The organism is Microbacterium sp. NPDC056052 (assembly GCF_042266785.1).
Classification (GTDB): Bacteria; Actinomycetota; Actinomycetes; order Actinomycetales; family Microbacteriaceae; genus Microbacterium.
The window spans coordinates 254,863-275,935 of record NZ_JBHJWV010000004.1 but is presented as its reverse complement, the minus strand read 5'-3'; the positions used below and the strand labels follow the sequence as shown (position 1 = coordinate 275,935).

The following is a 21,073-nucleotide window of genomic DNA, read 5'->3' as shown; positions in this document are numbered from 1 at the left end:
CGGTGCCGCTCCTCCTCGTCGAGTCGGATAGATAGGTTAGGCTTACCTACCTACCCGTTGTCTGCTCCGAGGAGATCCATGCCCTCCCTCCGCCTGCGCCGCGGCGCAGCCGTCCTCAGCCTCCTGACCGCCGGCGCCCTCGCCCTGACCGCGTGCTCGACCGGGTCCGCGCCCAGCGCCACCGGGACCGGGTCCGCCGACGGCGCCTTCCCCGCGACCGTCGAGCACGTCTACGGCAAGACCGTCATCGAGTCGACCCCCAAGAACGTGGCGACGATCGGCTGGGGCAGCTTCGACGCCTCGATCGCTCTGGGCACCGTCCCCGTCACGATCCCGAAGGCCACGTTCGGCGACTCGGACGGCGACGGCTACCTGGAATGGACCAAGGACGCGATCCTCGCCGACAAGGCCAAGCTGCCGCCCGTGCACGACGAGACGGACGGCATCCCCTATGAGAAGATCGCCGACACCTCTCCGGATCTGATCCTGGGGGCGAACTCCGGCCTCACCAAGCAGGAGTACGACACGCTCACCAAGATCGCGCCCACCGTCGCCTACCCCGGCGCCCCCTGGGGCACGTCGTGGCGCGACTCGACCACGATGGTGGGCACGGCGCTGGGCAGGTCCGCCGCGGCGAAGACGCTGATCGCCGACACGGAGAAGACCATGGCCGCCGAGATGGCGAAGTATCCGGCCGCGACCGGCAAGACGGGCATGGTGATCTGGGTCGACGCGAAGGATCCCGGCAAGGTGCAGTACTACACGCCGAACGACACCCGCGTGAAGTATCTGAACGACCTGGGCTTCGCCACCCCGAAGTCCCTCGCGGACCTCGCGAAGAACGAGAAGGGCTTCGTCGGCACGATCTCGGCCGAGCAGGCGGACAAGCTCGATGCCGACGTGGCGGTCGTCTACGTGCAGGGCGGCGACCTGTCCACCCTGAAGAACGACCCGCTGCTCAGCCGGATCCCCGCCGTGAGGAAGGGCTCCGTCGCGCTCATGAACGACGAGGAGCTGCTCATGGCCGTCTCCGCGCCCACCGTGCTGTCGATCCCGTGGGCGCTGCCGACCTACGCGAAGATGCTCGGCGAGGCCGCCGCCAAGGCCTGATGAGCCTCGCCCCCGCGCCGACGACGCCCACGCCGGGCTCCGGTGCACGCCGTCGCGTGCATCTGAGCCCGGGGTGGGCGATCGCCGTGTGCCTGGGCGCGATGCTCGCCGCGTCCGCGCTCTCCCTCGCCCTCGGCGCGCGGCTCGTGCCGCTCGACGCCGTGTGGGGCGCGTTCCTGCGCCCCGACGGATCCACGGATCAGGCGGCGGTGCTCTCGCGGGTGCCCACGACGATCACCGGGCTGCTCGTCGGCGCGGCGCTCGGCACGGGCGGCGCCGTCATGCAGGGCATGGCCCGCAACCCCCTCGCCGATCCCGGCCTGCTCGGTGTGAACGCCGGTGCGTCGCTGTTCGTGGTGCTGGGCATGACGCTGTTCGGGTGGCAGGCACCGCTCGTGATCGTGTGGTGCGCCCTGGCCGGCGCCGCCGTGGCGGTCGTGGTCGGATACGGCGCCGCCGCGGCGAGTCCCGGAGGCGCGACCCCGGTGACGCTCGCCCTCGCGGGGGCTGCCGTCGCGGCGATCGCGACGGCCGTGATCACGGGGATCCTCATCGTCGACGAGTCGACGCTGGAGAGCTTCCGCTTCTGGCAGGTCGGATCGCTGACCGCCGCATCGTTCTCCGCCCTGGCGCAGCTGGGCGGCTTCCTCGCCCTCGGCGCCGTCCTCGCGATCGCCTGCTCCGGCCGGCTGAACGCGCTCGCCCTCGGGGACGACGTCGCCCGCGGGCTGGGCGTGCGCGTCGGCGCCTCCCGCCTCACCGCGGTGCTCGCCGTCGTGCTGCTGTGCGGCACGGCCACCGCGCTCGCAGGACCGATCGGCTTCGTGGGTCTCGCCGTTCCGCACGCGGTGCGGTTCCTCGTCGGGGCGGACTACCGCTGGATCGTGCCGCTCTCTGCCGCGGCCGGCGCGACGTTCCTGCTCGTCTGCGACGTGATCGGCCGGATCCTCGCGCGCCCCGGCGTGCTCGAGGTGGGCATCGTGACGGGCGTGATCGGCGCGCCGGTCTTCATCGCGCTGCTGCGACGGCGGAAGGCGATCGGGCTGTGACCGTTCTCGACACCCCGCGCCCCGCCACCGCCGCACCCGCGGATCGGCTCCGCGCCGCCCGTCGCCGCCGGGCGGTCCGTGACACGGTACTCCTCGCGGGCCTCGCCGTCGTCACTCTCGTCCTGTTCGGCGCCGTGCTCGTGTTCGGCGCGAAGACCCTCGCCCTTCCCGACGTGCTGCGCGCGCTCACCGGACAGACCGTGCCCGGTGCGAGCTTCGCCGTGGTGGAGCTGCGCCTGCCCCGCGCGGTCGGCGCGCTGCTGGCGGGGGCCGCGTTCGGCCTCGGCGGCATGCTGTTCCAGACCCTGCTGCGCAATGTGCTCGCGAGCCCCGACGTGATCGGCATCAGCACGGGATCCAGCGCAGCCGCGATCACGGCCATCTCGTTCTTCGGCGCCTCCGGCCTCGTGGTCTCGGGCGCGGCCATCGGCGGAGGGCTCGTGACCGCTCTCCTGATCTGGGTGCTCGCGTACCGGCGAGGGCTCTCCGGCCTGCGCTTCGTGCTCGTCGGCATCGGCGTCGCCGCGGCGCTGCAGGCCGTGATCGGCTACGTCCTCACCCGCTCCGACGTCAAAGCCGCAGAGCAAGCGACCGTGTGGATGGCCGGATCCCTCAGCCGCAGTCTCTGGGACCAGCTCGCGCCGACCGCGCCCGTGCTCGTCGTGCTGCTGGCGATCGCGGTGCTGACGGCGCGATCGCTTCCGGTGCTGCGTCTCGGCGACGACTCCGCGACGGCGCTCGGCGTGCGCCCGCAGCGCTCCCGGATCCTGCTGATCCTGTGCGCGGTGCTGCTGATCGCGGTGGCGACCTCACTGACCGGGCCGATCTCGTTCGTCGCGTTCCTCGCCGGCCCCATCGCCCTGCGGCTGGTGCGACGCGATGCGGCGCTGCCCCTGGTCTCCGCGCTCCTCGGCGCGATCATCGTGCTCGCCGGCGATGCGGTCGCGCAGCACCTGTTCCCTATCGCGCTGCCCGTCGGCGTGATCACCGGCGCGATCGGCGCGCCGTTCCTGCTCTGGCTCCTGATGAGAGGACGCACGCGCGCATGAGCTCGCACACGCTGGAAGCGACCGGCCTGACCGTCGGCTACGACGGCGATCCCGTCATCGACGGGCTGGATCTCGCCCTTCCCGCATCAGGGATCACGATGATCGTCGGCGGCAACGGCTGCGGCAAGTCGACTCTGCTGCGCGCGCTCGCGCGGCTGCTGAAGCCGCGACGCGGATCCGTGCTGCTGGACGGATCCGCGATCGCGCACCTGCCCACCAAGGAGGTCGCGCGCATCGTGGGCCTTCTGCCCCAGGCGCCGGTCGCCCCCGACGGGATCAGCGTCGCCGACCTCGTCGACCGTGGCCGCACCCCGCACCGCGGCTGGCTGGGCGGGCGCGATCACCGCGATGACGAGGTGGTGGCCGACGCCCTGCAGGTGACCGGCATGGCGGAGTTCGCGGAGCGCTCGATCGACGAGCTCTCGGGCGGGCAGCGGCAGCGCGCATGGGTCGCGATGGCGCTCGCGCAGGAGCCCGACATCCTGCTGCTCGACGAGCCGACCACCTACCTCGACCTCGCGCATCAGGTCGAGCTGCTGCAGCTGCTCGTGCGGCTCTCGCGCGAGCGCGGCACCCAGGTCGTCGTCGTCATGCACGAGCTCAACCTCGCGACGCGCTACGCCGACCATCTCGTGGCGATGCGCGAGGGCCGGATCGTCGCCGAGGGAGCGCCCGGAGACGTCGTCACGGTCGAGCTGCTCCGCGAGGTGTTCGACCTCGAGGCCGTCGTGATCCCGGATCCGGTCGCCGGTACGCCGATGATCGTGCCCGTGGACGTGCATCGAGGCTGAACGCGCGGCGCGCCTAGGATCGTCGCATGGGCACGGAGGGCGTGGAGGTCAAGGGGCGTCCCGTCGACGCGCAGACGCGCTGCGTGCACTATCGCACCGAGCTCGACGTCGTGGCGATCCGCTTCGCCTGCTGCGGCGAGTACTACCCGTGCCACCTCTGCCACGAGGAGACGGCCGGACATCCCTCCCGGCCGTGGCCGGCGGCCGAGCAGGGCTCGAAGGCCGTGCTGTGCGGCGTCTGCGGCCACGAACTCGAGATCCGCGAGTACCTCGGCGTCACCGCCTGCCCTCGGTGCGCCGCCGCGTTCAATCCGCGCTGCGCGCTGCACGCGGACCTGTACTTCGAGGTCGCGCCGGGCGGGTCCTGAAGGACGGACCCACTTCTGCAGGGTTCTCCCGCGGTCGTCGGCCGATCGGCGCCGCAGGTCTGCAGGACGGATCCAGCTCTGCAGGATGATCCGCGCGGAATCATCCTGCAGAGTTGCAGAGGTCCTGCGGAAGCGGCATTCGACCGCGACCGCGTCACCGCCTCAGCCCTTCAGCCCGGAGTGCGCCAGCCCCTCGACGAACTGCCGCTGCGCGATCAGGAACACCACGAGCACCGGAACCACGGTCATCGTCGCGGCCGCCAGCTGGGTGTTCCACATCTCTCCGCCGTATGCGTCGGTGTAGCGCGTGAGCGCCTGCGGCAGTGTGAACAGATCCGGCGAGGTCAGGTAGACCGTCGGCTCGAGGTAGAGATTCCACGAGGCCAGGAATGTGAGGATCGCGACGGCCGAGAGGGCGGGCTTCGCGAGCGGCAGACAGATCCGCCACCAGATCGCCAGGCGGCCGAGTCCGTCCAGCCGCGCGGCCTCCTCCAGCTCGACCGGTAGCGCGATGAAGAACTGCCGCATGATGAAGGTCGCCAGCACGCAGGGCGCGGCCAGGGCCGTGACGAGGATCAGCGGCCAGTGGGTGTTGATCAGGCCCACGCTCTTGAACATCTGGAAGAGCGGGACGATCGTCACCTCGCCCGGCACCAGCAGCCCGACCAGCACGATCAGGAAGAGCACGTTCTGGCCGGGGAAGCGCAGCCGGGCGAAGGCGTAGCCGGCGAGGCTCGACACCAGCAGCACGATGAGCGTCACGACCACCGCGATATACACGCTGTTGGCGTACTGGCGGGCGAAGGGCTGGAAGCCGAAGGCCTGCACGTATGCGTCCCAGGTCGGCGACGCGGTGAAGATCGAGGGCGGAGCGGCGAAGATCTGGTTAAGCGGCTTGAACGAGGACGCGACCATCCAGATCGTCGGAACCACGAACGGCAGCGCCATCACGCCGAGCGCGACGTAGAGCACGATCCGGCGGAGGATCCGGCCCCGAGAGGGCCGGGTCCTCACGATCGGCGGCGTCTGCATACGGATCCCCGCCCGAGCGCCGGTGAGCGTCTCAGTGCTCATAGAAGACCCACTTCCTTCTGAGCTGCCACTGCAGCACGGTGAGCAGCATCACGAACGTGAGCAGCATCAGTGCGAGGGTCGAGCCGTAGCCGATGTTGTTGAACGTGAACGCCTGCTGGAAGACGTAGTAGACGAGCACCGTCGTGGAGAGCGCGGGCCCTCCCTCGGTCAGCACGGCGATCTGCGCGAACGCCTGCAGCGCGCCGACGATCGTGATGATGCTCGTGAGCAGCAGCGTCGGGGAGATGAGGGGCAGGGTGATGCGCGCGAAGATCGTGCGGTTGCCCGCGCCGTCGATGCGCGCCGCCTCGTACAGCTCGCCCGGCACGCCCTGCAGCGCGGACAGGAACAGGACCATGTTCACGCCGACGCTGCGGATGACCTGCGTCACGATGACGGCGCCCATCGCCGTCGGCCCCTCCTGCAGCCAGTTCGGCCCGTGGATCCCGAGCTGCGCGAGCAGCGCGTTGATCCCGCCGTTGTCCTGGAGCAGGAACCCCCAGACCAGGGTCCAGGCGACGACCGAGATCACCACCGGGGAGAAGAACAGGGTGCGGAAGAACGTGACCCCGCGGAACCGGCGGTTGAGCATCACGGCCAGGCCCAGCCCGAGTCCGATGTTCAGCACGACCACCCCGAGGGAGAACACCGCGGTGGCGCCCAGCACACTCGGCAGCTGCGGATCCGCGGCGAGCGCGGCATAGTTCGCCCCGCCCACGAAGCTGAGCTGCCCGGTGAAGATATTCCACTTGTTCAGGCTGTAGTAGATCGCGAGACCCACCGGGATCAGCACGAAGAGCACGACGCCGATCACCTGCGGCGCGATGAAGAGGTATCCGGCAGCCGCGTCCCTGCGCCGCATCGTCCAGAACCTCCCGCGGCGCGCGACCGCGGGACGCAGTCCGGCCGAGGCCGGGGAGGCGGCTGAGCGCGCCTCCCCGGTGGCGGTGCCTGCGGCAGTCATCGTCCGCCCGCGAGGAGCGGGGTGATCGCGGAGCAGACCGAGGTCAGCACCTTCTTCACGTCCGCGTCCGGCTTCCACATCGCGTCCAGGGCCGTCTTGCCCTTCTGTGCGATCTCGGCGGGGCTGGTGTGGTTGGGCAGGGTGACCGCTCCGGCCAGCTGATCCACGACGACGGTCTGCAGCTGATCGGCGCTGAGCTTGGTGTTGTTCGCCGCCAGCTTCTCGCCGGTCAGCAGCGACGTGCGCGCCGACGGGAAGAACTGCGAGAGCTTGGCGCTGTTCTCCGGCCCGGTGAGGTAGGCCAGGAAAGAGCTCGCCTCCTGCGGGTGCGCACTCGTGCGCAGGACGCCCACGCCGGCCTGCCCGATCACCGAGTAGGGCCCGGCGGGCCCAGCGGGAAGCGGCACGACGTCGTATCCGAAGTCCCCGGTGAGGAGCGAAGCCCGGGAGACCTGCGCCACGGTGAAGGCGGAGTCCCCCGCGAAGAAGTCGGCCTTGGTTCCGGGCCCCGGCATGGCGGAGTCCTTGAAGACGGCGTCGTGCAGGAACGTGAAGGCGTCGACCATCTTGTCGTCGTCGAAGGTGCACTTCGTGCCGTCGGCGTTCCACGCGCTCGCGCCCCAGCCGGTCCAGACGGTGGCGAGGGTGTTCCAGGCGGAGAAGTCGAAGTCGCGGATGACGAACCCCGCCTTCCCGGTCGCGGCGTTCACGGCCGCCCCCGCCTTGGACACGTCGTCCCAGGTCAGCCCCGAGGAGGGCAGCGACTGGCCGGCGGCGGCGAGGAGGTCCTTGTTCACGTAGAGCGCGTAAGGCGAGTTCGAGAAGGGGTAGGCGTAGAGCTGCCCGTCCTTGGAGAACTCCGCGGTCGCACTGGGGAGCAGGTCGTCGTATCCCCATCCCTTGGTCTCCTTCAGCACGGGGGTGAGCGGGAGGAGGGCATCGGAGGCGATGAGGTCCTTGGACAGATCCCCCATCCAGGCGAGGTCGGGAGCGTTGCCGCCGGCGATCTGCGTCGTGAGGGTCGTGTTGTAGTCCGCGAACGGGAGGCTGTCGAAGGTGATCGATTTGATCTCGGGATGCGTGGCCTTGTAGTCGTCGGCGATCGAGGCGAACAGTGCGAGCTGCGCTTCGTTCGAGGTCCACACGGTCATCCGGAGAGCCACGCTGTCCGGGGCGGCGGTGGTGGGTGCAGGGGTGCTCGGGGTGGCGCTGCATCCGGTGATCGCGACGATCGCGGCCGTCGCCAGGGCAGCGGCGCCGACCAGCTTCTTTGCTGTGTTCATGGGGGGCTTTCTTGATAGGAGGGGGCTCGCTAGTAGCCGAGGATCTCCGGCCAATGGAGTTCGATGCCCGACTCGACGAGCCGGTTCTGGAACCGCTGTCGCAGTTCCTGATCCGAGAGCACGTGTCTCGGAAGCGTGGATTCGTCGATGCAGAAGCTCGCGAGCTCGCCCGCAGCCTCTCCGATGTTCCATTCGACGGGGTGGAGCCGATAGGCCCCGTTGGTGATGTGGGTCGTGCCGATGTTCTTCGCGGCGGGGAGGAGGTTGCGGGTCGCGACCGGCACGAGCGCGCCGAGCGGGATCTCGAACGGCGCGCACTCGACGTCGATGTAGTTGTCGCCGCCGGTCGAGGGGTGCAGGTCGATCCGGTACATGCCGATCCCGACCGAGTCCTCGAACGTCGCCGGCCCGGCGTGCCCGCGGTGGGCGACCGAGATGTCCTGCTCGACCACGGTGGTGACCGCTCTGATGCGCCGGGACTCGCGGATGTACGGCGCCTGCGCGAATCCGTCGGCCGTTCCGGTCTGGTCGCCCCGGGGGCGGAGCCCCGGCCAGCCGGTGCCGCCGTCCGGGCGCGGTGCCTCGGTCTGCAGCCAGTACAGGTAGGAGCGGGACAGCTCCTTGGCCGCCGCCCGATGGGCCGCGGCGTCCGGATCGTCGATGATCGATCCGTCCAGGTAGTCCAGCATCGGCCAGTTGGCCACCACGATGTCGCTCTCGTAGGCGCCGGGTTCGAAGTTCTGACGGGCGATGATCCGGCGGAACTCCCACAGGTCGAGGTCGCCGGGATCCTGCCGGGGGTCCTCCGCAGCGCCCGTGCCGTAGGGCGGGTTCACGTGGAACGTGCGGGATTCCGGTTCGAGCGTGCGGGGCTGCGGCGCGGTGAACGAGAGCAGCCGGTCGCCCCAGAAGGCGGGGGCGTACTCCCGCCAGTAGTCGTAGCTCGCCGGCCTCTCGATGGTGAAGTCGGCGCCCTCGACGTGGTCGAAGACGAAGCACCAGGAGATCGACTGGACGTTGCCGGGATCCGCGTCCTCCGGGGCGCTCGGCTCGCCCGTCTCGGCGCGCGACTCGGCCCCGAGGACGAAGTCGGTGCCGGTGAGCGGGAGGAGCTCGCCGGTCTCGGTGGCGTCGAGGACGAACGGCGCCTCCACCCGCACCTCCGTGCCGTCCTCAGCATGGCGAAGGACCACGGACGAGACGACGTGCTCGGCCACGGCGGCCGAGGTGGGCGTGTACGGCTGCAGGACCGTGAGCCGGCCACTGGACAGATAGGGGGCCAGCTGCTGCGCGATCACCGCGACGGCCACCCGGGGTTCGTGGCAGAGCCTGCTCACGCGGCCGAGCCCGGGGTTGAGCCGGAGGTCGCGGCGGGCGGCGTCGGTGAGCGGGTAGAAGGAGCGGTAGTGCGCGCGGATCCCCTCGCGGAGGGCGCGGTAGCGCGCGGTGACGCCGAACTGCTCGACCCAGATGTGCTCGTCGGGCGGCACCGCCTGCGAGGTGAGCTGACCGCCCAGCCATGTGTGCTCCTCGGACAGGATCACGCGCTTGCCCCGACCGAGGGCGGCGAGGGCGGCGGCGACGCCCCCGAGTCCGCCCCCGATGACGGCGACGTCCGCACGGAGGACCCTCATGCGTCCGCCCGACGTGCCACGAGCGTCTCGCCGAGCTCGAGGGAGCCGTTGAGGAGCCGCTGCCGGTCGATCGTCCCTGCGTCCTCGGGCGCGGCCGCGATCAGCTCGCGGAGCAGACTCAGCGCCTCGAAGGCGATCCGCTGGCGCGGGGTGTGGAATCCGGACAGGCGCAGCCCGCCGATCGTGTGGCTCTGCACCTCGCCGAGCGCCGCGAGGGAGACGTCGCCGGGCAGAGAAACGCCGAGGCGCTCGAGAGCGAGCGCGAGATCCTCGGCGGCGAAGGCGTCTTCGGCGACCACGAGAGTGGCTCCGCTCTCGACGATCGCGCGTGCGGTCGCGGCAAGGTCGCCGCCGACATCAGGCAGGGAGCGGAAGGACAGGGGTCCGCTCCCGCCCGCCGCCTCGATCTCGGCGAGCCGATCGCGGGACGAGGGGGTGTCCCTGTCGCCGTGCACGTAGACGGCGGTCGTGTGCCCCAGCCCGGCGGCGCTCGCGATCAGCTCCCGGGTGAGCGCGCGGTAGTCGATCCCGACGTACGGCACGCCTTCGGCCTCGTCGCGCCGTCCGACGGCGACGAAGGGGAAGCCCTCGCTGACCAGCCGGGCCAGCTCCTCGCCGTCCATGTGCTGGCCGAGCAGGATGCAGCCGTCGGCGAGACGCAGCCGGGTGTTCCGGTGGAAGAGCCGGCGCGATCCGTTCTCGACCGGCGAGCTGGTGAAGAACAGGAGGTCGCAGTCGTGCTGCTCGGCGGCCCGTTCGATCCCGTTGAGCAGGGGCCCGTAGAAGTCCATGCTCTCCGCGGTCAACGCCGACTCGTAGGTGAAGACGCCGAGGATCTTGTTGTCGAGTCCTGCGAGCCTCCGCGCGGCGGGATCGGCGACATACGTGGTCTGCTCGATCGCGCGCCGCACCCGCTCCCTGGTCGCCTCCGGGATCCGGACGTTCGTGCCGTCGCGATCGTTGAGCACGAGGGACACCGTCGTCTGGCTGACCCCGGCGATCCGCGCGATCTCCTTCTGGGTCGTCTTGCCCGTCTTCCCCGACATGCCGGTCCCTCCGCGTGTTGATAATGCCTATCACCAAGGCGTGAGCATGACGCTAATGCGTATCTTCAGAAAGCGCAAGCCTTCTTGACATCGACGCGGACAGCGGGTCAGACTGGTGGCCGTTCTGGCGCTAATGCGCATTATCACGATCGAAGGAGATCCGGATGACGAACGGGAACGACGGCGCGACGGGATTCACCCGGCGAGGCTTCCTCGGCGCGACCTTCGCGGCAGGGGCGCTGCTGGTGGCGGCGCAGAGCCCGATCCGCGCGAATGCGACCGCGGGCGATGTGACCCTCAGTGCGGACGGGGTGAGCATCGTGGCGAGTCCCGGCGGTCGCGTCGCCATCAGGGACGGCTCCGGCGTCATCCGCATGCAGGGCTCCAAGTTCCAGACCAAGGACACGGCGACCGGCATCCAGGTGTCCACGGGCGGCACGCCGACACTCGTGACGCTGGCGGACGGAACCCCCGCGATCCGGATGGACTACGCGATGCCGAGCGCCGCAGGACCGATCGCGGTCTTCGGGCTCTTCTCGATCAGCACCCGGCATGTGCGCCTGGAGTGGCACGCCTCGGGCTCCGGAGTCTTCATCCCGGACGGATTCCTGTTCAGCCGCGCGGTCCTGTCCGCGACCGAGCCTGACGGCTATGTGGCGCTCACCGAGTGGAAGCGGGATGCCGGCGGAGGCATACCCTTCGAGGACGCCGTGGGCGTCGCGCACACCTCCGCATGGGGCGCGCTGCACGGCCTGCTCATCCTCGATCGATCGCGTCAGTCCTGGACGAACTCGACCTGGGTGCACGCGCCGGGCGTGGTTCAGCCCGACGGCAGCGTCGTGAGCCGGGCGGACTTCTTCTTCAGCGACAAGCGCCCCTCGGCGGTCGCGGCGATCGGCACGGCGCAGGACCTCGGGATCGAGGTCTGGACGGATCGGCCGTTCGGCCTGTGGGATTCCGCGGGGCAGCAGCTCACGATCTCCGCACAGGTCGCGAACGGCAGCGCGACCGATCGCGCGGTCGACCTGGTGTGGTGGGCACGCGACTTCAACGGAACCCTGCTGGCGAGTCAGACCGTCGCCGTCGTCGTGCCGGCCTCCGGAACGCTGGATCACAGCTTCCTCCTGACCGCGCCCGGATCCGGCTTCGTGGTCACCGAGATCGCCGCGGTGGCCGGCGGGACGGAGGCGTTCGCCCGCACCAATCTCACGGCGATCCCGCCCCGCGACCATCCGGCGACCGCGGACAGCATGTTCGGGATGGCCAACTACCCCTGGCTGCAGGTGCCCTCCGCGACGGCCGTCCTCGACCTCTGGCAGAGCATCGGGGTCGACCGGGTCCGCATCTCGTACGACGGCGGCCCCGGTCTGCCGCCGTCCGCGTTCGACGCCCGCGGCATGTCGCACAACGTCGAGCTGCAGCCCTCGCTGACGGCGACTCCCGCCGAAGCGACGGCGTGGGCCTCCGCGAACACCGCGATCGCCGTCGGAGCCGGCGCCGAGTACTTCGAGGTCGGCAACGAGCTGAACCGCCCGTTCAACACCGGGACCGCGGCGCAGGCGTACGTCGACAAGGCGCTGCGTCCCGTCCACGACCGCGTGGTCGCCACCGGGGCATCGCTCAAGCTCCTGAACAACGGGCTCGCGGGCATGGACGAGCCGTGGGTGCAGAACTTCCACGCGGCGGGCGGCTGGGATCTCATCGACGGCATCGCCTTCCACCCCGGCCGCGGCAACTTCACCCCCGACTACGTGCCGCAGGATCCCGTGGACGCAGGCGCGAACGGCACCTACTGGAACTTCCTCGGCGGCCTCCGCCGGCTCAAGGCGCTCGTCGCGCAGTACGGGCCGAAGGAGATCTGGATGACCGAGGCGTACGCCTGCACCAAGCCCAACGCGTGGTGGTACGACACCTACCGGCACGCCGCGGAGAACGTGTTCCTGAGCCTGGCGCTCGCGAAGGCGGAGGGCGTCCGCTGCGTGTGCTGGTACCAGTTCCACGACAGCGTCCTCGGCAACCCCCAGGTCGCGAACCCCGCGGACGCCGAGTACCACTACGGCCTGATGAACCGCGACACCAGCGCGAAGCCGTCCCTGCTCGCGTACGCGAACGCGGCACGCCTGCTCGACCGCGCCGCGTTCGTCCGCTGGCTCGACTTCGCCGATGACCACAACAGGGGCCTGCTCTTCGACGCGCCGGGCGGCGAGTTCGCGGTGCTGTGGAACCGGGCAGACGGCTACATCCTGAACGCCGACCACGATCCCGCGGGGACCGCGTTCCCCGCCCCCGAGCTCTGGCTGGATCCGTGGCCGACCAAGACGACGCTCGTCGTCCCGGCCGCGGGGGCGAGCGTCACCCAGATCGACTGCATCGGCCAGGAGACTGCCCTCGCCGCCGGCGCGGGGACAGTGGCCCTCACGCTGGACGGCGCGCCCCGCATCTACCGCGGGCTGGACTGCAGCGGCACGCAGCTCGGGGCATGACCACGGCGCCCTGAGCGTCGGATCCGCGCCTCAGTCCGCAGGACGGATCCAGCTCTGCAGGATGATCCCGCGGGAATCATCCTGCAGAGGTGCAGAAGTCCTGCGGACGTGGGGCTCGCGCGACCCGACCACCGGTCAGCCAGAGACGGATCAGGCGCGGGTCAGCTCCTCGAGCACCTCGACCACGTGCCGATACGGCTGGCCGGTCGCGCGGCTCATCCCGAGCTCGCAGGTGCGGTTCGCCGAGACGTAGGCGTCGAAGCCGCCGCGATCGACGCCGGCGGCCGCGACCTCAGCCGCCTCGACGGCGGTCGCGCTCGCGGTCAGCTCGGGATGCAGCATGCCGCGGTCGCCCGCGAACGCGCAGCAGCCCCAGCCCTCGGGCACGTACACCTCATCCGCGACGGCCGCGGCCAGCGCACGCAGGGCGTCGTTCGCGCCGAGCTGCGTGGTCGAGCACGTCGGGTGCACCGCGACCGACCCGATGCGCTCCCGCACGGTCAGCTTCGGCAGGACCTCGCGCGCGAGGAAGGTCGTCGCATCCTCGATCCGCAGCGCGGCATACTCGGGGCGCTCCGCGACGGCCTTCGCGAGCATGACGTGCAGGCCCTCGGTGCAGGACGCGGCGTCGCACACCACGGGCAGGGCGCCCTGCCGGCTGGCGGCCCAGAGGGCGGGCAGGACGCGTTCGGTCATCGTCGTGTAGCCGTCGAGCTGCCCCTTCGACTTCCACGGGGTGCCGCAGCAGAGTCCGCCGGCATCCGGCGGCACGCTGTACGAGATCCCGGCCCGCTCCAGCAGCAGGCGCACGGCCTCCCTGGAGCCCTCGCCGCCCTTCGTCTCGCTCCGCTCGCTCAGGGACCGGGGTTCGGGCCCGAACATCGTCCCGATGCAGGATCCGAAGAGCACCGCCTGCGCATCGACCGGATTCCGGGCCTGCGGCGCGCGCGATCCTCCCCCGGGGAGGCGCGCGTCGTACAGGGGCACCGTGTCGGCGCCGAGCACGGCGCGCGCGGCCCTGGTCACACCGGTCGCAAGGGGCGCCGGCAGCGCCTGGGCGACGTTCAGCGCGAGACCGCCGCCCCGGGTGATCGCTCCCCAGCCCTTCGCCGCGACGTTCCACACGCCCTGCTCGAGCCGGCCGGCCTCCTCCGCGCGCAGCCGGCGCACGAGATCCCCGGTGTTGATGTCGACCGGGCAGGCGACCCCGCACATCCCGTCGACCGCGCAGGTCTGCACGGCGTCGTAGTCGTAGTCCCGCGCGATCTCGGCGGCCACCTCGACCTCGCCCCGGTGCAGGGCGGCGGCCATGTCGCGGCGCAGCACGATGCGCTGCCGCGGGGTGAGCGTCACGTCCTTGCTGGGGCAGGTCGGCTCGCAGTACCCGCACTCGACGCAGCGATCGACCTCGCCCTCGACCGTCGGGACGAGCTTGAGGTCGGCGAGGTACGAGCTCGGATCGTCCGACAGCACAACACCCGGGTTCAGGATCCCGTCCGGATCGATGAGGCCCTTGATCTCCCACATGATGTCGGTCAGCACGTCACCGTACTGGCGGCGCACGAACGGAGCCATGATGCGGCCCGTGCCGTGCTCGGCCTTGAGGGTGCCGCCCTGGGCGAGCACGAGCTCGACGAGGTCCTCGGTGAAGGCCTCGTAGCGACGCAGCGCCTCCGGATCGTCGAAGCGCTCGTTGACGAGGAAGTGCACGTTGCCGTCCTTGGCGTGCCCGAAGATCACGCAGCCCTCGTAGTGATGCCTCTCGAAGAGCGCCGTGAGCCCCTCGCACACGCCGAGCAGGCGCTCGACCGGCACCGCGATGTCCTCGAGCAGCGCCGTCGTGCCCGACGGGCGGGCCCCCGCGACCGCGGTGTACAGCCCCTTGCGGACGGTCCAGAGCTCGCCGCGCTCAGCCGGATCCTCGGTCATCCGCGCCGGCGTCGTGAGCGGCAGGGAGGCGACGTGGGCGAGCGCGGCCGCCTTGCCCTCGGCGAGCGCGGCGGCATCCGGGGCGTGTACCTCGACGAGCAGCGCCGCGTGCCCCTGCACCTCGATCCCGGCGATCGCGTCTGGCACCGCGCTGAGCCCTTGGGCGACGCGCAGCGAGGCCGCATCCATGAGCTCGATCGTGGCGAGCCCGAGCGCGGTCAGACCGGGCAGTGCCGCCATCGCGTCGGAGAGCGTGTCGAACACGAGCAGCCCGGTCGAGATCGCGGGCTGGATCGGGATCGTGCGGAACCGCGCCTCCGCGACGAACGCGAGCGTCCCCTCGGATCCGATCACGAGGTGCTCCAGGATCCGCACCGGATCGTCGAAGTCGAGGAGGGAGTTGAGGCCGTACCCCATGGTGTTCTTCATCGAGAACTGACGCGCGACCTCGGCGCTCAGGCGCGGGTCGCCGCGCAGGCGGTCGCGCAGATGCTGCAGACCCCGGGCGATCTCGGGCTCCCGGTCCCGCAGCTGGGCGAGGGCGTCGGGCGCGCCGGTGTCGAGGATCGTGCCGCTCGGCAGCACGAGCAGCATCGACTCGATCGTGCGGTAGGAGTTCTCCACGATGCCGCACGCCATGCCGCTCGAGTTGTCGGCCACCACACCGCCGATCGTGCAGGCGATCTCGCTCGCCGGGTCCGGTCCGAGCTTGCGCCCGAACCGCGCCAGCCGCGTGTTCACCTGACGCACGGTGGCGCCGGGCTGGGCCGCGACGGAGGTCCCGTCGGCGCTCACGCTGATGCCGCGGAACGCCGAGCGCGTGTCGACCATGACATCGCCGGTCACGCCCTGACCGCTGAGGCTCGTGCCGCCGGAGCGGAAGGTCAGGGTGCGGCCCGCCGCGCGCACGGCGCCGAACACCCGCGCGACCGATGCGGCGTCCTGAGGGACGAGAACCGCGTCCGGCACGAGCAGGTAGTGCGAGGCGTCGTGCGCACGGGCGAAGCGGTCGATCGTGCGCGACGCGACCCGGACGTCGGGACCGAGGGCGGCCTCGTCCAGTGGTGAGGTCAGGGTGGCGGACATGCGGAACTCCTCGCGACAGCGCGATCAAGATTGTCTGACAAGCATACCGATCGCATTCACATCTTCTACGCTGTTGCCATGATCAACAGCACCCTGGACATCGTCGGCGTCGTCGAGGCGACGAGTCGGGTGCTGCGTACACGGATCCTGAACGGGACGCTCGCCGGCGACGCCCCGGTCACCGAGGCCTGGGTGGCTGCAGAGTTCGGCATCGCCCGCCCGAGCGCCAAAGCGGCCATCGAGCAGCTCGTCGCGAGCGGGCTGCTCGTGCGGACCGCGCACCGCAGCGCCCGTGTTGCGGCGATCGACGCGGGCATGGTGCGCGACGTCTACCGCACCCGCGCGCGCATGGAGAGCATGGCGCTGCGAGAGCTCGCGGTCGACGCCCGCATCCCTGCGGCAGCGGTCGCGGCGAACGACGAGATCAGCGCACTGCCTCCGGGACCGGATGCCGCGACCGTCGATCCGGACATCCGCTTCCATACCGCGCTCATCGATGGCATCGAGAGCGCACGCACCTCCCGCATGTACCGCACGCTGCTGGATGAGACGCGCCTCTGCATGGCGCAGGTGCAGGACCGCCGCCTGCTCGACGCGCATGACATCGCGGCGCAGCACCGCGCGATCCTGGACGCCGTGCGCAACCATGACGGGGATCTCGCCTCCCGGCTCCTGCACGACCACCTCGGATCCGCCGAAGAGCGGCTGGTGGACGCGCTGGGCGCCTGACGCAGGGCGCCTGACGAGCCGGGCGCGCGGGTGCCGTTCAGGTGCCGATGCCCGGCTCCGCCACCCGGTACGCGCCGTCGACGAGCACCGGCACGGTCGAGGACACGTCGGTCTGAGCGGCGAGCTCGACGTCCGCGCCCTGCCCCTCGTCGCGCAGTTCGACGCCGCTCGACGAGGCCGTGAACAGGTGGCGGGTCGCCCGGGACAGGCCGGTGTAGGCGGCGCCTGCCGCAGCCGCTTCCGGCGAGCACGCGTCGATGCCGAGTGCTCCGAGCGCGTCGATGACGGCGCCCGCCGTGAGCAGGTCCTCGACGGAGAACCGCACGGTCTCGTCATCGCGCACCTCGCCGCCCGCGACCACGGCGACCTTCACGCGGCGCCCGACGGCGTGCTGGTGGTCGAGGATCCACTGCGCGACGGCGGAGCGATTGCGCAGTGACGCGGCGAGCACGGGCACGCCGAACCGCGCGGCGGCCGCCGACAGCCGGGAGCCGTTGAAGGACGGCACCACGGCCCTGGTCGCCCCGAAGGCCGCGACGTTCTCGGCGGTGAGGCTCGACGGGGACAGCGTCACCCCCGCTCCCCCGCGAGGACCCGCAAGACGGGCCTCCCCGAAGCCGTGCTCGGCGGCGAACCGCTCGGCCTCGGCGCGCGTGCCGGGGAACGGCTGCACCTCGAGCCCCTCGGTCACGGCCCGCTCCACAGTCGTCGTGAACGAGATCGCGTCGATCACGACGATGACGCCCGCCCCCTGTGCGATCGAGCGCAGGCCCTCGCGCGCCCAGTCGAAGCGCACCTCGTAGTCCTGCTGCAGCGGATGGTCGGGGCTCATCGGGGATCTCACCCGGGAATGGTACCCGGCCGCAATCGGCGCCTCGCGCTCCACCTCGCCCGGCTCGGCCCTCAGTGCGCGTCGTCGGAACGCAGCGGGGCACTGCTCCAGGTCGACGCCGACCCGGTCAGCGCCGCGTCGAGCGATTCCTGCGCGTACCGCATGTTCTCGGCGTAGCGCGGTTCCTGCAGGCGCTGCCACATGACGTCCTCCGGCACGTCCTCGACCTGGGCGGTGACCCACCAGATGTTCCCGAACGGATCCTTCACGCGTCCGCCGCGCTGCCCGAAGGCGTTGTCGCCGAGCTCGGTCACGACGATCGCCCCGCGGTCCAGCGCCCGCGCGAAGGCGGCATCGGCATCGGCCACCCAGACGCGCAGCAGGCTCGGCATGACCGGCCAGTCCTGGCGCCGGTCGAAGGCCAGCACCACGGTGTCCCCGACACGGATCTCGCCGTGGCCGATCGAACCGTCCGCGGTCTGCACCCGGGCGAGCTCCTCCCCCTCGAACGCGCCCGCGATGAAGTCGAGCAGTGCGCCGGTGTCGTCGGTCACCACCCAGGGCGCGACGGTCGTGTAGCCGGTCGGAGTAGCCGGATCGATCATCGCCATGGGGGATCCTCTCGTCGTGATCCCGAGCCTACGGACCGCCTCCGACATCGGACCGGATACCCTGTATTCCGCCGATCCGCGGCGCAGACCACCCCGAGGAGGGCGATGTTCGACAGCCCGCTCTCCGCCTCCGCGTACGAGGTGCTCGGCGTCGTCGCACGCGCTTCCGACGAGGAGCTGCGCCGCGCCTACCGTCTGCAGCTGCGCCGCACGCACCCCGACACGGGAGGCGACGCGACCGTGTTCATCCAGGTCCAGCGCGCCTGGGAGCTCGTCGGCACCCCGGAGCTGCGCGCCGCCTACGACCGCGGGCACGGATTCGCCGACGACGAGGTCGCGTGGGACGGCTGGCGCGCTCCGGCCGCACGCACCGACACGCGCCCGCGCGCGAAGGCCTACGGCGAAGCGGGCGCGAGCCGGCGGCGTCACTACGTCGCGCAGGTGCACGCCTGGGCCGGATCCGAGGTGCCGGATCCGTACGACCCCGCGTTCGTGCGCGCGATCCCCCGCGAGCTGCGCCGGATCCTCGCGAACGCCCTCGCCGAGGAGCACACGGCCCGCTCCGTCGCCGACTTGGGCATGGGCTTCACGGCATGGCACGATGTGGCGGTGCCCGGCGGATCCGGTGGTCCCGATGGGTTCGGCGGTCCCGGCGGATCCGGTGGTCCCGGCGGCGGTTCGGTGCCGACGCCCCCCGACACGCTCGACCACATCGTGCTCGGGCCGTCGGGGCTCTACGGACTGATGTCGGCCGATTTCGGCGAGATCGCGCGCTTCCGCGGCGGCGAGGTCATCGGCTCCGGCGCCGGCCCCCGGGCTCCGATCACCGCGCTGGTGACGCAGGTGCGCACGGTCGCACGCTCGGCGCGGGTGCGCTTCGGCGGGGCGATCCTGGTGCTCCCCGACGACGACCTGGCACAGGCGACCACGCCCCTCGGCGCGATCCGCGGCACGACCGTGATGGTCGCGCGCCGCAGCACCCTCCGCACACTGCTGCGGTCCGGCGTGCCGGGATCCCGGACGATCGGCGGCACCGAGCTGTTCGACGTGCGCACCCGGATCCAGCAGACCGTCCGCTTCGCCTGAGGACGGGGTGCCAACGTGGCGTCGGAGCCCCCTCTGGCGATCCACGCCCCCTCTGGCGCGCATCTCTGCGAGGGGGCCCAGACGCTGCAGGGGGCGTCGATGTGGTCCCGCGGGGATGAGCCGGAGCCCGATCCTCCCCTCCCGCATGCGCATGCGATCACCCGTCTCCCGGGGCCGGGCACGGGTCGGAATGGGCCATGTCTATTCCTCACGGACGCCGCGGGTGCCAGAGTCTTCCTGGGGAGAGGACTGATCCGCCTGAAGGAGTCCGCCATGGTCACCGCTCGTCTCGCGAGGCCGATCGCGCTCGCGGCCGCCCTGCTCATCCTCGCCGGGTGCTCGGCGCAACCCTCGACCGGGCCCACCGCGACGGGCGCCGGCACCCCCTCATCGACGGTGCCCGCGGTTTCGACCTGCGTCGCCGACCCTTCGGCCGTCGTGGCGCGCACCGCGGACCTGCCGACCTCGGCGCTTCCCGACGACCTGACCGCGACGATCGACAAGACTGCGCAGGCCGCCTTCGCCCAGACGTCGGCGAAGGGCGCCATCGTGGCCGTGCAGTCGCCGGAGGGCCTGTTCTTCAGGGCCTACGGCGTGGCGGATCCTTCCACCGGCGCCCCGATGACGACCGACGTCTACCAGCGGGTCGGATCCATCACGAAGCCCTTCACCGGAACCCTGACCCTGCAGCTCGCGGCCGAGGGCAAGCTGAGTCTCGACGACACCATCTCGAAATACGTCGACGGGGTGCCCCGCGGCGACGAGGTCACGATCCGCATGCTCGCGGACATGAGCAGCTCGGTGACGAGCTATACGAAGGATCCGGCCTGGCAGAAGATCTTCTTCTCCGAGCCCGACCGGGTGTGGAAGCCCGAGGAGCTGCTCACGGCCGGCCTGGGCCTGAAGCCGCAGGACTTCGCGCCAGGAACCGCGTTCGACTACTCGAACACCAACACGATCCTGCTGGGCTTCGTGATCGAGAAGGTGACGGGCAAGAGCTACCAGGACGTGCTGGCGGAGAAGATCCTCACCCCGCTCGGCCTCACGCACACGATCTTCCCGGCCGGATCCGCCGCCTTCCCGGATCCGCACGCGCAGGGGTTCACCCTGCAGGGCGGGCACGGCACGCCGGACGCCCCGGCGAACACGACGAACTGGAACCCCTCCTGGGGGTGGACCGCGGGCGAGCTGATCTCGAGCGCGCAGGACCTGCTGACCTTCGGGCGGGCCGAGGCGACGGGGGCAGGCCTCGTGCCGGCGAAGGACCAGATCGAGCGGCTCACGTCGTTCCGCGAGTTCAACGGGCCGGGCAACGGCGGATACGGCATCGGCTGGGGCTGCCAGAACGGCTGGGTCGGCCACGCCGGGGAGCTGCCCGGCTACAACACCTCGATGTTCTACAGCACCAAGGACGACACCACGATCATCACGATGGTCAACAGCGACATCCCTTCGGGCGACTGCCCGAGCGATGCCAGGACGCTGACCGACAATCCGACGGATCTGCCCTGCAGCTCCCCCGCGACCCGGATCTTCCAGTCCCTCGCGCAGGAGCTCGGCACCCCGTTCGCCCCACAGAAGAAGTAGGAGGGGCCGCGTCATTGCGTCGACGCCCCCTCTGCGCGTCGGCGCCCCCTCGCAGCAGCGCCGCCACAGGGGGGCGCGGATCCTGCGCGGGGGCGTCGGCCTGTCGCGGCTGGGATAGCGTGGCGATATGAGCGGCAACGACGTGAGCGACGACATCTCCATCGGGGGCGAGGGCATCCGGCTCGGACAGTTCCTGAAGTTCGCGGGGCTGCTCGACTCCGGCGGCGACGCCAAGGAGGCGATCATCGACGGGTACGTGCGCGTGAACGGCGAGGTGGACCGCCGTCGCGGACGTCAGCTCGTCGACGGCGACCTCGTGACGTACGAGGGACGCACGGTGCGCGTCCGCCCCTGAGCGGCCC

18 protein-coding genes are annotated in these 21,073 nt (G+C 71.1%); 10 read left to right on the top strand and 8 right to left on the bottom strand.

Annotation, left to right across the window (positions count from 1 at the left end; genetic code table 11):
• Positions 1–78 precede the first annotated feature (78 nt).
• Genes ACFC1J_RS10260 through ACFC1J_RS10240 form a run of 5 tightly spaced genes read left to right on the top strand, consistent with a single transcriptional unit; the run spans position 79 to position 4,367 of the window.
• Positions 79–1,110, top strand: a complete 1,032-nt coding sequence (locus tag ACFC1J_RS10260) for an iron-siderophore ABC transporter substrate-binding protein (RefSeq protein ID WP_375905060.1) — start codon at positions 79–81, stop codon at positions 1,108–1,110.
• Positions 1,110–2,159, top strand: coding sequence for a FecCD family ABC transporter permease (locus tag ACFC1J_RS10255; protein ID WP_375905057.1), 1,050 nt, complete (start codon positions 1,110–1,112; stop codon positions 2,157–2,159). The genes ACFC1J_RS10260 and ACFC1J_RS10255 overlap by 1 nt, the downstream gene beginning before the upstream one ends.
• Complete coding sequence (locus ACFC1J_RS10250; protein WP_375905054.1) at positions 2,156–3,208, top strand: FecCD family ABC transporter permease; 1,053 nt, start codon at positions 2,156–2,158, stop codon at positions 3,206–3,208. The genes ACFC1J_RS10255 and ACFC1J_RS10250 overlap by 4 nt, the downstream gene beginning before the upstream one ends.
• Positions 3,205–3,999 carry an ABC transporter ATP-binding protein gene (locus tag ACFC1J_RS10245; RefSeq protein WP_375905052.1) on the top strand — a complete coding sequence of 265 codons (795 nt, stop codon included), beginning with the start codon at positions 3,205–3,207 and terminating at the stop codon, positions 3,997–3,999. Before ACFC1J_RS10250 ends, ACFC1J_RS10245 begins: the two co-directional genes overlap by 4 nt.
• 26 nt (positions 4,000–4,025) lie before the next feature.
• A complete protein-coding gene (locus tag ACFC1J_RS10240; RefSeq protein ID WP_375905049.1) occupies positions 4,026–4,367 on the top strand; it encodes a CHY zinc finger protein in 342 nt (113 codons plus the stop codon).
• 162 nt (positions 4,368–4,529) lie between these two features.
• Here the strand turns inward: ACFC1J_RS10240 and ACFC1J_RS10235 are convergent, their stop codons facing one another.
• From ACFC1J_RS10235 to ACFC1J_RS10215, 5 genes are read right to left on the bottom strand one after another with little or no spacing between them, the layout of a single operon-like run.
• The gene (locus ACFC1J_RS10235; RefSeq protein ID WP_375905046.1) at positions 4,530–5,441 is read right to left on the bottom strand and encodes a carbohydrate ABC transporter permease; all 912 of its coding nucleotides are present in this window, start codon (positions 5,439–5,441) and stop codon (positions 4,530–4,532) included.
• Positions 5,431–6,405: a carbohydrate ABC transporter permease gene (locus ACFC1J_RS10230; protein ID WP_375905043.1), complete on the bottom strand. Its 975-nt coding sequence runs from the start codon at positions 6,403–6,405 to the stop codon at positions 5,431–5,433. Before ACFC1J_RS10230 ends, ACFC1J_RS10235 begins: the two co-directional genes overlap by 11 nt.
• Positions 6,402–7,688, bottom strand: coding sequence for an ABC transporter substrate-binding protein (locus ACFC1J_RS10225; RefSeq protein WP_375905041.1), 1,287 nt, complete (start codon positions 7,686–7,688; stop codon positions 6,402–6,404). The genes ACFC1J_RS10230 and ACFC1J_RS10225 overlap by 4 nt, the downstream gene beginning before the upstream one ends.
• 29 nt (positions 7,689–7,717) lie before the next feature.
• Complete coding sequence (locus tag ACFC1J_RS10220; RefSeq protein WP_375905038.1) at positions 7,718–9,322, bottom strand: FAD-dependent oxidoreductase; 1,605 nt, start codon at positions 9,320–9,322, stop codon at positions 7,718–7,720.
• Positions 9,319–10,368, bottom strand: coding sequence for a LacI family DNA-binding transcriptional regulator (locus ACFC1J_RS10215; RefSeq protein ID WP_375905035.1), 1,050 nt, complete (start codon positions 10,366–10,368; stop codon positions 9,319–9,321). Before ACFC1J_RS10215 ends, ACFC1J_RS10220 begins: the two co-directional genes overlap by 4 nt.
• 164 nt (positions 10,369–10,532) lie before the next feature.
• On the opposite strand from ACFC1J_RS10215, the gene ACFC1J_RS10210 reads away from it, so the two are divergent.
• Positions 10,533–12,851, top strand: a complete 2,319-nt coding sequence (locus ACFC1J_RS10210; RefSeq protein WP_375905032.1) for a hypothetical protein — start codon at positions 10,533–10,535, stop codon at positions 12,849–12,851.
• A 150-nt stretch (positions 12,852–13,001) separates the two neighbouring features.
• On the opposite strand, the gene ACFC1J_RS10205 is transcribed toward ACFC1J_RS10210, so the two are convergent.
• Positions 13,002–15,866, bottom strand: coding sequence for an FAD-binding and (Fe-S)-binding domain-containing protein (locus ACFC1J_RS10205; RefSeq protein WP_375905029.1), 2,865 nt, complete (start codon positions 15,864–15,866; stop codon positions 13,002–13,004).
• A 78-nt stretch (positions 15,867–15,944) separates the two neighbouring features.
• Between ACFC1J_RS10205 and ACFC1J_RS10200 the strand changes: the two genes are divergently transcribed.
• Complete coding sequence (locus ACFC1J_RS10200; protein WP_375905026.1) at positions 15,945–16,595, top strand: GntR family transcriptional regulator; 651 nt, start codon at positions 15,945–15,947, stop codon at positions 16,593–16,595.
• Between the two features lie 37 nt (positions 16,596–16,632).
• On the opposite strand, the gene ACFC1J_RS10195 is transcribed toward ACFC1J_RS10200, so the two are convergent.
• Together ACFC1J_RS10195 and ACFC1J_RS10190 are read right to left on the bottom strand one after the other, a co-directional pair.
• On the bottom strand, positions 16,633–17,439 hold the full coding sequence (locus ACFC1J_RS10195) for a 2-phosphosulfolactate phosphatase (protein ID WP_375905023.1): 807 nt from the start codon (positions 17,437–17,439) through the stop codon (positions 16,633–16,635).
• A gap of 59 nt (positions 17,440–17,498) precedes the next feature.
• The gene (locus ACFC1J_RS10190) at positions 17,499–18,038 is read right to left on the bottom strand and encodes a VOC family protein (protein WP_375905020.1); all 540 of its coding nucleotides are present in this window, start codon (positions 18,036–18,038) and stop codon (positions 17,499–17,501) included.
• A 105-nt stretch (positions 18,039–18,143) separates the two neighbouring features.
• Between ACFC1J_RS10190 and ACFC1J_RS10185 the strand changes: the two genes are divergently transcribed.
• From ACFC1J_RS10185 to ACFC1J_RS10175, 3 genes are all read left to right on the top strand, one after another.
• Positions 18,144–19,124, top strand: a complete 981-nt coding sequence (locus tag ACFC1J_RS10185; protein ID WP_375905017.1) for a J domain-containing protein — start codon at positions 18,144–18,146, stop codon at positions 19,122–19,124.
• A gap of 273 nt (positions 19,125–19,397) precedes the next feature.
• A complete protein-coding gene (locus ACFC1J_RS10180) occupies positions 19,398–20,711 on the top strand; it encodes a serine hydrolase domain-containing protein (protein ID WP_375905014.1) in 1,314 nt (437 codons plus the stop codon).
• Between the two features lie 127 nt (positions 20,712–20,838).
• Positions 20,839–21,066 carry an RNA-binding S4 domain-containing protein gene (locus ACFC1J_RS10175; RefSeq protein WP_375905011.1) on the top strand — a complete coding sequence of 76 codons (228 nt, stop codon included), beginning with the start codon at positions 20,839–20,841 and terminating at the stop codon, positions 21,064–21,066.
• Positions 21,067–21,073 lie beyond the last annotated feature (7 nt).

Bases quoted from the DNA above. Each gene is read 5' to 3' on its own strand.
- ACFC1J_RS10260 (WP_375905060.1), top strand. From the start codon at position 79: ATGCCCTCCCTCCGCCTGCGCCGCGGCGCAGCCGTCCTCAGCCTCCTG.
- ACFC1J_RS10255 (WP_375905057.1), top strand. From the start codon at position 1,110: ATGAGCCTCGCCCCCGCGCCGACGACGCCCACGCCGGGCTCCGGTGCA.
- ACFC1J_RS10245 (WP_375905052.1), top strand. From the start codon at position 3,205: ATGAGCTCGCACACGCTGGAAGCGACCGGCCTGACCGTCGGCTACGAC.
- ACFC1J_RS10240 (WP_375905049.1), top strand. From the start codon at position 4,026: ATGGGCACGGAGGGCGTGGAGGTCAAGGGGCGTCCCGTCGACGCGCAG.
- ACFC1J_RS10235 (WP_375905046.1), bottom strand. From the start codon at position 5,441: ATGAGCACTGAGACGCTCACCGGCGCTCGGGCGGGGATCCGTATGCAG.
- ACFC1J_RS10230 (WP_375905043.1), bottom strand. From the start codon at position 6,405: ATGACTGCCGCAGGCACCGCCACCGGGGAGGCGCGCTCAGCCGCCTCC.
- ACFC1J_RS10225 (WP_375905041.1), bottom strand. From the start codon at position 7,688: ATGAACACAGCAAAGAAGCTGGTCGGCGCCGCTGCCCTGGCGACGGCC.
- ACFC1J_RS10220 (WP_375905038.1), bottom strand. From the start codon at position 9,322: ATGAGGGTCCTCCGTGCGGACGTCGCCGTCATCGGGGGCGGACTCGGG.
- ACFC1J_RS10215 (WP_375905035.1), bottom strand. From the start codon at position 10,368: ATGTCGGGGAAGACGGGCAAGACGACCCAGAAGGAGATCGCGCGGATC.
- ACFC1J_RS10210 (WP_375905032.1), top strand. From the start codon at position 10,533: ATGACGAACGGGAACGACGGCGCGACGGGATTCACCCGGCGAGGCTTC.
- ACFC1J_RS10205 (WP_375905029.1), bottom strand. From the start codon at position 15,866: ATGTCCGCCACCCTGACCTCACCACTGGACGAGGCCGCCCTCGGTCCC.
- ACFC1J_RS10200 (WP_375905026.1), top strand. From the start codon at position 15,945: ATGATCAACAGCACCCTGGACATCGTCGGCGTCGTCGAGGCGACGAGT.
- ACFC1J_RS10190 (WP_375905020.1), bottom strand. From the start codon at position 18,038: ATGGCGATGATCGATCCGGCTACTCCGACCGGCTACACGACCGTCGCG.
- ACFC1J_RS10185 (WP_375905017.1), top strand. From the start codon at position 18,144: ATGTTCGACAGCCCGCTCTCCGCCTCCGCGTACGAGGTGCTCGGCGTC.
- ACFC1J_RS10180 (WP_375905014.1), top strand. From the start codon at position 19,398: ATGGTCACCGCTCGTCTCGCGAGGCCGATCGCGCTCGCGGCCGCCCTG.
- ACFC1J_RS10175 (WP_375905011.1), top strand. From the start codon at position 20,839: ATGAGCGGCAACGACGTGAGCGACGACATCTCCATCGGGGGCGAGGGC.